Raw genomic sequence first — 10,545 nt, 5'->3', positions numbered from 1 at the left:
GCTGCCGTGGTGGGTGGGGCGGGGCTCGTCACGGCCCTCGCGGGCGTGCTTCGTTAGTGCGCCAACGAAGAAGAAAACAAATGCATCTGCAGGGGAGAGCGTTCACTTCACGCCGAGAATCGTCAGCCATTCCCGGCCCCGTGTTCCGTTCCCTTCCCGCATGCGCTTTCGGCCCGTCTTCCTGCTTCTTTCCCTCGGCCTTTCCTTCCCGCTGCTGGCCCATGCCGCGTCGTCGCGCACCTGCCTCGTCGTCGGCGTGAGCGACGGCGACACGCTCACCGCGCGCTGCGGCCGCATCGGCCGCTATGAGCAGGTCAAGGTGCGCATCGCCGCCATTGACGCGCCCGAGAAGGCGCAGCCCCACGGTCAGCGCAGCCGGCAGGCGCTGAGCCGCCTGTGCTACGCCGAGAAAGCCGTCATCACCGAGCGCGACACCGACCGCTACGGCCGCACCGTGGCCGACGTGCGCTGTAACGGCGAGGACGCCGGCCGCCGCATGGTGGCCGAGGGCTGGGCCTGGGTCTACGACTACCACGGCATCGCGAAGAAGCGCGGCGGCGAGCTGTTCCGGCTCGAGGCCGCGGCGCGTGCGCAGCACCTGGGCCTATGGGCCGACGAGGCGCCGACGCCGCCCTGGGACTGGCGGCGCGAGCGACGCGAGCAGCCACGCAACGGCGGCTCGTCGCCGTGGGGCGACGTGCGCTTCGAGCCGCTGTCTTAACGGCCTGTCGGGCCGCTCTCAGCAGTGGCCCGAATACCAGCAGCGCATCTCGGGCATGAACAGCCCCCAGACGAAGCTGATGGCGCACACGATCAACATCAGCAGCGCGAACATGCGCAGGCCCTCGGCGCTCCAGCGCGGCGCGAAGGTGCTCACGAGAAAGCCCGAGAGAAAGGTGCCTTCGAGCCAGTCCGCGCCGCCCCAGCGCAGGATCCAGAGCCAGAACAGCGCGCCGATCGCGTGGAAGACGATCCACCAGAGCAGGGTCATCGCGGGCTCGTTCGCACCTTCTCAGGACTCGCTGCGCCCCTGCACGTCCGCCACCACGCGCGCGTTGCGCTGGAAGCTCCAGTAGGCGCTGGCCCAGTCCCACATCACGACGACGCGGTTTCGAAAGCCGATCAGGAAGTACGCGTGCGCGAACAGCCAGAACAGCCACGCGAGCCGGCCGCTGAAGCGCAGCGGGCCGAAGGGCGTGCCCAGGTCGACCACGGCCGAGTTGCGGCCGATGGTGGCGAGGTTGCCGTAGTCGGCATAGCGGAAGGGCTCGGTCGGCTGGCCCGCGAGGCGGCGCAGGATGTTCGCCGCCGCGGCGCGGCCCGCCTGCTTGGCGCCGGGTGACACGCCGGGCACCGGCTTGGGCGGCTTGCCGGGCGCGTGGCTCATGGCGGCGGCCAGGTCGCCCACCACGCTGATCTCGGGGTGGCCCGCCAGGCTCAGGTCGGGCTCGACCTTGATGCGGCCGGCGCGGTCGCACTCGACGCCCGTGGCGGCACCCAGCATCCGGCCCAGCGGCGAGGCTGCGACGCCGGCAGCCCACACCACGCAGCTGCTCGGAATGCGGTAGCTCTGCACCGGCGCGCCGTCGGGGCCGCCGCCGGTCTGCACTTCGAGGCCGCTGTCGTCGATGGCCGTGACGCGCGCGTTCAGCCGCACTTCCACGCCGAGCTTTTCGAGCTGTTCGAGCGCTTTCTGGCTCAGGCTTTCGGGCATGGCCTGCAGCACGCGCGGGCCGCCCTCGACCAGCAGCACCTGCGCGCTGCCGGGGTCGATGCGGCGGAACTCGCCCGCGAGCGTGTGCTTGGCGATCTCGGCCAGCGTGCCGGCCATTTCGACGCCGGTCGGGCCGGCGCCGATCACCACGAAGGTGAGCAGCGCGCGGCGGCGCTCGGGGTCGGCGGTGGTCTCGGCCGTTTCGAAGGACATGAGCACGCGGCGGCGGATCTCGAAGGCGTCGGCCAGCGTCTTCAGGCCCGGCGCGGCGCCCGACCATTCGTCGTGCCCGAAGTAGCTGTGCGTGGCCCCGGCCGCGACGATCAGGTGGTCATAGGACACATCGCTGCCGTCGCCCAGCCGGATGCTGCGCGCGGCGGGGTCGATGCCCGTCACCTCGGCCAGCAGCGTGGTCACGTTGGCCTGCTTGCGGAACAGGGCACGCACCGGCGCCGCGATCGACGGGGCCGCCAGGCCGGCGGTCGCCACCTGGTAGAGCAGGGGCTGGAACAGGTGGTGGTTGGTCTTGTCGATCACCGTCACATCGACGTCGGCCCGCTGCAGCTTGCGCGCTGCCTCGAGTCCGCCGAAACCGCAGCCGATGATGACAACGTGGGGCCTGGCCGAAGGAGAGGGGGTTTGCATGGCCGGATCATACGCAGCGGCCCGGGGCCGCCAGGCACAGGACGGGCTCCCGCGGCGGCGCGGCGGCGGCGTCTTGTCCTACGTGCCTTTGTCACCCGGATGGGCTAAAACTTCCCGCTGACCCGACTGGAGACACCATGACGTTTTCCCGGCCGATCGCCCCCGTGGCGAACGCCTTGCGCGAGCGATTCCGCACGGTGCGCGCCGCCAGCCTGGCGCTTGCCGCGCCCCTGTCCGCCGAGGACCAGTGCATCCAGTCGATGCCCGACGCCAGCCCGACCAAGTGGCACCTGGCGCACACCACCTGGTTCTTCGAGACGGTGCTGCTGCAAGCGCATGCGGCGGACTACCAACCGTTCGATACGCGGTTCCATTACCTCTTCAACTCCTACTACGAGGCGCTCGGCCCGCGCCACCCCCGGCCGCAACGCGGCCTGCTCACGCGGCCGTCGCTCGATGAAGTGCACGCCTACCGCCGCCACGTCGACGAGGCGGTGCTCGCGCTGTTGGCAACGTCCGAGATCGACTGGGCGACCATCGAGCCCATCGTCGCGCTCGGCCTGAACCACGAGCAGCAGCACCAGGAGCTGCTGCTCACCGACATCCTGCATGCGCTGTCGTGCAACCCGCTGCTGCCGGCCTGCAAGCCCTCGAGCGGCCCCGCGCTGCGGCTGGCCGCCGTGCCGGCCGAGGTGCGCTGGCTGGCGCAGCCGGGCGGCATGGTCGACGTCGGGCATGCGGGAGAAGGTTTCTGCTTCGACAACGAGACGCCGCGCCACGCCGCCTTGCTGCGCCCCTACGCCATCGCCGACCGGCTGGTGAACTGCGGCGACTACGCGCAGTTCATCGCCGACGGCGGCTACCACCGGCCCGAGCTGTGGCTGTCCGACGGCTGGGCCACGGTGCAGGCCCAGGGCTGGCGCCATCCGGCCTACTGGCTCGAAGCCGACGACCCGCGCATCGCCAAGTTGGGTGCAGGCGGCGGCCATGCCGCGTCCGGCGGCTGGCAGGTGTTCGGCCTGCACGGCGTGCGGCCGATGGAGGTCGATGCGCCCGTGGCACAGCTGAGCTTCTACGAGGCCGCGGCGTACGCCGAATGGGCCGGCGCGCGCCTGCCCACCGAGTTCGAGTGGGAGGCCGCCTTCGACGCACCCGGCATCACGCAGATGAGCGGCCACGTCTGGCAATGGACGCGTTCGTCGTACGACCCGTACCCCGGCTTTCGTCCGCTGCCCGGCATCGCAGCCGAATACAACGGCAAGTTCATGGTGGGGCAGCTGGTGCTGCGCGGCGGCAGCGTCGCCACGCCGGCCGGGCACACGCGGCCGAGCTATCGCAATTTCTTCCCGCCGGCGGCACGCTGGCAGTTCTCGGGGCTGCGGCTCGCGAAAGACCTTTGATCGACCTCGATGGAGCCGAGCACCATGCGCAATCCGACCGCCCCGTTCGCCCTTGCCAGCCACCTGCAACGCCAGGCAGAGCCTCCCGAGGCTGATACCGCCCCGTGGTCCGAGTTCGGCCGCGCCATGCAGGCCGGCCTGGCGCGAACGCCACGCAACATCTCGCCCAAGTTCTTCTATGACGTGGCGGGCTCGCAGCTGTTCGACCGCATCTGCGAGCTGCCCGAGTACTACCCCACGCGCACCGAACTGGGCATCCTCGCCGCCTGCGCCGGCGAGATCGCCGCGCAGATCGGGCCGCATGCGGAGATCGTCGAGTTCGGCGCCGGCTCGCTCACCAAGGTGCGGCTGCTGCTCGACGCGCTCGAATCACCGAAACGCTACCTGCCGATCGACATTTCGGGTGAGCACCTCGAAGCCGCGGCGGCGCGCCTGAAGGCCGACTACCCGGCGCTGGCCGTGCAGCCCATCGCGGCCGACTACACCATGCCGCTCGTGCTGCCTGCGCCGATGGCCGGGGCGGGCCGGCGGGTGGGTTTCTTCCCGGGTTCGACCATCGGCAACTTCGAGCCCGACGAGGCCCTGGCGTTTTTACAGCTCGCAGCGCGCATGCTGCGCGGCGGCGGCTTGCTCATCGGCGTCGACCTGGTCAAAGACCCCGACCGGCTGCATGCAGCCTACAACGACGCGCAGGGCGTGACGGCGGCGTTCAACCTCAACCTGCTGCGGCGCGCGAACGCGGAGCTGTCGGCCGATTTCGACCTCGACGGCTTCTCGCATGCGGCCTTCTACAACGCGCCCATGCGGCGCATCGAAATGCACCTCGTGAGCCGGCGCGCGCAGAGCGTGCAGCTGCGCGGCGAGCACTTCGCGTTCGAGGAAGGCGAAACCATCCACACCGAGTATTCGCACAAGTTCACCGTCGAGGGCCTACAGGCACTCGCGGTGCGCGCGGGCTTCCGCGTCGGGGCGGTGTGGACCGACCCCGAGCGGTTGTTCAGCGTGCACTGGCTGGTGAGCTGAACCCAACCGCCCTTGGCACTCAGGACAGATCGGCGCCGTTCACGAGCCTGACCGGGATGCTGGCGAGGTCAACGCCCTCCAGGCAGCGCGCATTGATGGCCCATCCCGCGAACGGCAGCTTGCCCTGCGCTGTTTCTTGCGCAGTGGGCGCGCTGGGAATTCGGAACGGCATGATTCCGCATCGGGGACAGAAGTAGTCACGCGCGGTCCGTGAGTGCCATTCATAGACCGTCAGGTCTTCAAGCGGGGTGAGCATGCGAAGCGCTGATTCAGGCACGCGGTGAATCAGCGCGCCCCGGCGCCTGCACACGGAGCAATTGCAGCTGCGGACATGGTCAAGGTCCGTGTCGACCTCGAAGCGGCATGCGCCGCAGTGGCAAGAGCCCCGGTACGTTGTCATAGGCTGCGAATTTTCGCAGCCTAGCTGTCCAGCCCCGCAAGACAGACGTACTTCACTTCGAGGAAGTCGTCGAGCCCGTACTTCGAGCCCTCACGCCCCAGCCCCGACTGCTTGACGCCGCCGAACGGCGCCTCGGCCGTCGAGACCAGCCCGGTGTTCACACCCACGATGCCCGATTCGAGCGCCTCGGCCACGCGCATGATGCGGCCGATGTCGCGGCTGTAGAAGTACGCGGCCAGGCCGAACTCGGTGTCGTTGGCCGCGGCGATGGCCTCGGCCTCGGTGTCGAAGGCGAAGATCGGCGCGAGCGGACCGAAGGTTTCCTCGCGCGCGAACAACATGTCGGCCGTGGCGCCGCCGATCACGGTGGGCTCGTAGAAAAGGCCGCCCAGCGCATGGCGCTTGCCGCCCGCCAGCACCTTGCCACCTTTGGCGACGGCATCGGCCACGTGCTCCTCGATCTTCTCGACGGCCTTGGCGTCGATCAGCGGACCCTGGTTCACGCCGGCCTCGGTGCCGTTGCCGACCTTCAGCGCGTTGACCCTGGCCACCAGCTTCTGCGTGAAGGCTTCGAGCACGCCGCGCTGAACGTACAGGCGGTTGGCACACACGCAGGTCTGGCCGGTGTTGCGGTACTTGGAGACCATCGCGCCTTCGACGGCGGCATCGACATCGGCATCGTCGAACACGATGAAGGGCGCGTTGCCGCCGAGTTCGAGCGACAGCTTCTTGATGGTGTCGGCCGACTGCTTCATGAGCGTGCGGCCCACCTCGGTCGAGCCGGTGAAGGTGAGCTTGCGCACGATGGGGCTGCGCGTCATCTCGCCGCCGATCTGGCTGGCCGAACCGGTGAGCACCGACAGCAGGCCCTTCGGCACGCCCGCGCGCTCGGCGAGCACCGCGAAGGCCAGCGCCGAGAACGGCGTCTGCGTGGCCGGCTTCACGACCATCGCGCAGCCGGCCGCGAGCGCGGGACCGGCCTTGCGCGTGAGCATGGCGGTGGGGAAGTTCCACGGCGTGATCGCGGCCGTGACGCCTACGGGCTGCTTCAGCGCGAGGATGCGGCGGTCGGCCTGCGGCGCGGGAATGGTGTCGCCGTACACGCGGCGCGCTTCTTCCGCGAACCATTCGATGAAGGAGGCGGCGTAGGCGATCTCGCCCCGGCTCTCGGCCAGGGGCTTGCCCTGCTCGCTGGTCATGAGGAGCGCGAGGTCGTCCACGTTCGCGAGCATCAGGTCGTTGAGCTTGCGCAGGATGGCCGAGCGTTCCTTGGCGGGCACCCTGGCCCAGGCCTTCTGGGCCTTCTCCGCGGCGGCGATGGCGCGCACGGTTTCCTCGGTGCCGCACATCGGCACGGTGCCGATGTGTTCGCCGGTGGCGGGGTTGGTGACGGCGACGGTGGTGCCGTTGTCGGCATTCACCCAGGCACCGGCCACATAGGCCTGCTGGCGCAGCAGGGTGGGGTCTTGGAGTTTCAAAGGCATGAGGTGGTTGAGGTTGTGGTCTCAGGCTTGCAATGCGACGGCGAGGATGTCGAGTCCTTCGTTCAGCACCGCGTCTTCGATGGTGAGGGGGAACAGGAAGCGGACCACATTGGCATGCACGCCGCAAGTCAGCAGCAGCAAACCCGCGTCGCGCGCCCGGTTTTGCACCTGCTTCGTGAACACGGGGGCGGGCGCACCGTCGGCGCCCGCGAACTCGACCGCCACCATCGCGCCCAGGCCGCGCACGTCCGCGATCTGCGGCACCCTGGCGCGCAGCCCTTCGAGGCGCGCCTTGAGCCGGTCGCCGAGCACCTGCGCGCGCTCGCACAACCGCTCGTCCTCGATCACGTCGAGCACCGCATGCGCCGACGCAATGGCCAGCGCGTTGGCGGCATAGGTGCCGCCAAGCCCGCCGGGCGCGGGCGCGTCCATGATCTCGGCGCGGCCGCACACGGCCGACAGCGGCGTGCCGCCCGCCAGGCTCTTGGCCATGGTCATGAGGTCGGGCACCACGTCGTAGTGGTCCATGGCGAACCACTTGCCGGTGCGCGCGAAGCCGGTCTGGATCTCGTCGGCGATCAGCAGAATGCCGTGGCGGTCGCAGATCTCGCGCAGCGCGCGCATGAAGGCGGGCGGTGCGGCGTAGAAGCCGCCTTCGCCTTGCACGGGCTCCAGGATGATCGCGGCCACCTGCTCAGGCTCGATGTCCGCCTTGAACAATTTCTCGATGGCGCGCAGCGAGTCGTCCACCGACACGCCGTGCAGCGCGATCGGCGCGGGCACGTGGAAGATGCTGCCGGGGAAGGGGCCGAAGCCGGTCTTGTACGGCACGACCTTGCCCGTGAGCGCCATGCCCATGAAGGTGCGGCCGTGAAAGCCCCCGCCCAGCGCGATCACGCCGGGCCGGCGCGTGGCGGCGCGCGCGATCTTGATGGCGTTCTCCACCGCCTCGGCGCCGGTCGTGAAGAAGGCGGTTTTCTTGGCGTGCGTGCCCGGCGTGAGCCGGTTCAGGCGCTCGGCCAGCGAGACCACGCTTTCGTACGGCACCACCTGGTAGGCGGTGTGGGTGAAGCGGTCGAGCTGCGCGCGGATCGCCTCGACGATGCGAGGATGCCGGTGGCCGGTGTTGAGCACCGCGATGCCCGAGCCGAAGTCGATGTAGCGCCGGCCCTCGACGTCCCACAGCTCGGCGTTGAGCGCGCGCTCCGCGTAGATCGGAAAGCCGATGCCGATGCCGCGCGGCGTGGCGGCGATGCGCCGCGCGTCGATGGCGGCGTTGGTCTTGTTGGTCATGAGATTCCCTTCGTTGCTTGTGTTGGTTGAGGCTCAGTGGCCGCCCGGTGCCACCATGCGATGGCGGATCTGGTCGGCGACCACGGCCACGATCAGCAGCGCGCCCAGCACCACCATCTGCAGGTACGAGCCCACGCTGGCCAAGTTCATGCCGTTCTGCACGAGCCCGATGAAGATGGCGCCCATCACCACGTTGGGCACGCGGCCGATGCCGCCGCGCAGGCTCACGCCGGCGATCACGCAGGCGGCGATGGATTCGAGCGCTACGGTGCCGCCGAGGTTGGCCTCGCCGGTTTCCACGCGCGCCGTCAGCAGCAGGCCGCTCACGGCCGCCAGGCCCGCGCACAGCAGGTAGGCCATGAGCAGTACGCGGCGGGTGTCGATGCCCGACAGCGCCGCGGCCTTGGCGTTGCCGCCGACCGCGAGCAGGTGCGTGCCGGTCGGCAGGCGACCCATGAGCACGCCCATGCCGGCCACGCACACGGCCGTCACCAGGATCGGCACCGGCACGCCGAACACGGTGCCGAAGCCGAAGAGTTCGCTGAACTCCGAGGGCAGGCCCGACACTGGCACGCCGCCCGTGAGGAACAGCGCAAAGCCGACGCCGATCGACTGCACGCCCAGCGTCATGATGAAGGGCGAGACGCCGATCACCGCCACGCCGAAGCCGTTGATGAGGCCCACCACCAGCCCGGCCAGCATCCCGCAGAGGCAGCCGACGATCACCACCATCCAGGCCGCGTCAGGGAATGCTGCGCCCAGCATCTGCATGGCGAGCGCGCTGACCACCGAGGTGATCGCCATCACGGTGCCCACCGAGAGGTCGAAGCCGCCGGTGACCAGCGCCAGCATCTGGCCCATCGACACGAGGATCAGGTAGACCGACTGGCGCAGCAGGTTCACGAGGTTCTGCGCGGTGAGGAACTGGTCGGACAGCGTGGCGAACACCACGCAGGCGATCACCAGCATGAAGGGCAGCACGCCCAGGCGCAGGAACAGGGCGCGCAGCAGGCCGAGGAAGCGGCCGGCCAGGCCGGGAGCGGGCGCCGCCAGGGCGGTCGCGGTGGGAGACGGAGTCATGGATTGCTTTCGCTGGAGCCGAAGAACAGGTTGAGCACGCGGGTCTCGCTGATGGCGTCGCCCTGCAGCTCGCCGGCGATTTCGCCGCGGCACATCACGTAGACGCGATGGCTCAGGTGCAGCACCTCGGGCAGGTCGGACGAGATCACGACCACCGCGGCGCCGCCTTCGCAGAGCTTGCGGATCACTTCGTAGAGCGCGCTGCGCGTGCCGATGTCGACGCCGACCGTGGGTTCGTCGAACACATAGAGCGCGGCGTCGCGCGTCATGCCCTTGCCGAACAGCGCCTTCTGCTGGTTGCCGCCCGAGAGCAGACCCACCGGCCGGTCGAGGTTGCGCGGCGCGAGTTCGACGCGCTCGGCGGCGGTGGAAGAGAGGCGCCGCCCGAGGCGCTTGCGCAGCCAGCCGCCACGCCCGCGCATCGGCCCGTGCACCAGCGGTAGCGTGATGTTGGCGCGCGAGGTGAAGCCGAGCACCAACCCCTCGCCCTTGCGATCGGGCGGCAGGTAGAAGAGGCCCTCGTCGAGCAGCTGGCGCACCTTGGCGCCCGTGCGCGGCTGGCCCTTGAACAGCACGCGGCCTTCGCTCACCGGATCGAGCCCGTAGATCGCGCGGAACAGCTCCGACTTGCCGCAGCCCACGAGGCCCGCGAGCCCGACCACTTCGCCGCGCCGCACCGTGAGGCTCGCGTTGCGCACGCCGTTGGGCGAACCCAGGCCTTCGACCTGCAGCACCACCTCGCCGGGGCGCGCCTCGATGCGCGGATAGATCTGTTCGATGGCCCGCCCGCTCATCAGCTCGATGAGCCGGTCGGCGCTGGTCGCATGCGCGTCCACCGTCGTGACCTTGCGCCCGTCGCGCAGCACCGTGATGCGGTCGGCGATCTGCGCGATCTCCTGCATGCGGTGCGAGATGTAGACGATGCCCACGCCGCGCGCCTTCAGCCGCGCCACCAGCTCGAACAGGCGCTGCGTCTCGGTGTCGGTGAGCGAGGCCGTGGGCTCGTCGAGGATCAGCACCGACACCTCGCCGCGCAGGCCCTTGGCGATCTCCACCATCTGCTGCTGCGCGCGCGTGAGGCCCGACACGGGCGCATCGACGTCGATCTCGAAGCCCAGGTCGGCCAGCATCGCGCGGGCGCGCTCGCGCACCACCGCGCGGTCGAGCAGGCCGGCCGTGCACGGCTCTTCGCCCAGGCTCAGGTTCTGCGCCACCGACAGCGTGGGGATCAGCGAGAACTCCTGGAACACCGCGCTGATGCCGTGGCGCCGCGCGTCGTGCACGTTCGCAAACCGCACCGGCGCGCCGTGCATGCGGATCTCGCCGGCCGAGGGCGTGTTGGCGCCCGCCAGCAGCGAGATCAGCGTGGACTTGCCGGCGCCGTTCTCGCCGAACAGCACGTGCACCTCGCCGGCGCGCAGCTCGAAGTCCATCGCATCGAGCGCGAGCACGCCGGGGTAGCGTTTGCCCAGGCCGAGGGTCTGCAGCAGCACAGGAGCCATGGCG

Annotated in this window: 10 protein-coding genes; 3 read left to right on the top strand and 7 right to left on the bottom strand. The window is 69.9% G+C overall.

What is annotated here, in order from left to right:
• The first annotated feature begins 160 nt into the window (after positions 1-160).
• Complete coding sequence (locus tag D3H34_RS25770) at positions 161-721, top strand: thermonuclease family protein (protein WP_119557076.1); 561 nt, start codon at positions 161-163, stop codon at positions 719-721.
• A gap of 18 nt (positions 722-739) precedes the next feature.
• On the opposite strand, the gene D3H34_RS25765 is transcribed toward D3H34_RS25770, so the two are convergent.
• Positions 740-991 carry a hypothetical protein gene (locus D3H34_RS25765; RefSeq protein WP_119557075.1) on the bottom strand — a complete coding sequence of 84 codons (252 nt, stop codon included), beginning with the start codon at positions 989-991 and terminating at the stop codon, positions 740-742.
• A gap of 21 nt (positions 992-1,012) precedes the next feature.
• Complete coding sequence (locus D3H34_RS25760; RefSeq protein ID WP_119557074.1) at positions 1,013-2,359, bottom strand: NAD(P)/FAD-dependent oxidoreductase; 1,347 nt, start codon at positions 2,357-2,359, stop codon at positions 1,013-1,015.
• Positions 2,360-2,496: 137 nt separating this feature from the next.
• On the opposite strand from D3H34_RS25760, the gene egtB reads away from it, so the two are divergent.
• Both egtB and egtD read left to right on the top strand, forming a co-directional pair.
• Positions 2,497-3,759 (top strand): ergothioneine biosynthesis protein EgtB, encoded by a 1,263-nt coding sequence (gene egtB / locus D3H34_RS25755; protein WP_119557073.1) that lies wholly within the window; start codon positions 2,497-2,499, stop codon positions 3,757-3,759.
• Between the two features lie 24 nt (positions 3,760-3,783).
• Positions 3,784-4,782, top strand: coding sequence for an L-histidine N(alpha)-methyltransferase (gene egtD, locus D3H34_RS25750; protein WP_119557082.1), 999 nt, complete (start codon positions 3,784-3,786; stop codon positions 4,780-4,782).
• Between the two features lie 19 nt (positions 4,783-4,801).
• On the opposite strand, the gene D3H34_RS35025 is transcribed toward egtD, so the two are convergent.
• Genes D3H34_RS35025 through D3H34_RS25725 form a run of 5 tightly spaced genes read right to left on the bottom strand, consistent with a single transcriptional unit; the run spans position 4,802 to position 10,541 of the window.
• Complete coding sequence (locus D3H34_RS35025) at positions 4,802-5,182, bottom strand: GFA family protein (protein ID WP_119557072.1); 381 nt, start codon at positions 5,180-5,182, stop codon at positions 4,802-4,804.
• A gap of 20 nt (positions 5,183-5,202) precedes the next feature.
• Positions 5,203-6,666, bottom strand: a complete 1,464-nt coding sequence (locus D3H34_RS25740) for an NAD-dependent succinate-semialdehyde dehydrogenase (protein WP_119557071.1) — start codon at positions 6,664-6,666, stop codon at positions 5,203-5,205.
• Positions 6,667-6,687: 21 nt separating this feature from the next.
• Entirely contained in the window at positions 6,688-7,959 is a 1,272-nt protein-coding gene (gene gabT, locus D3H34_RS25735; protein WP_119557070.1) for a 4-aminobutyrate--2-oxoglutarate transaminase, read from the bottom strand.
• 33 nt (positions 7,960-7,992) lie between these two features.
• Positions 7,993-9,039, bottom strand: a complete 1,047-nt coding sequence (locus D3H34_RS25730) for an ABC transporter permease (RefSeq protein ID WP_119557069.1) — start codon at positions 9,037-9,039, stop codon at positions 7,993-7,995.
• Positions 9,036-10,541 carry a sugar ABC transporter ATP-binding protein gene (locus tag D3H34_RS25725; protein WP_205736809.1) on the bottom strand — a complete coding sequence of 502 codons (1,506 nt, stop codon included), beginning with the start codon at positions 10,539-10,541 and terminating at the stop codon, positions 9,036-9,038. Before D3H34_RS25725 ends, D3H34_RS25730 begins: the two co-directional genes overlap by 4 nt.
• Between the last annotated feature and the right edge of the window lie 4 nt (positions 10,542-10,545).

This window comes from Acidovorax cavernicola (assembly GCF_003581445.1).
The sequence above is the reverse complement of the archived record's forward strand: the minus strand, read 5'-3'. Positions and strand labels throughout refer to the sequence as shown.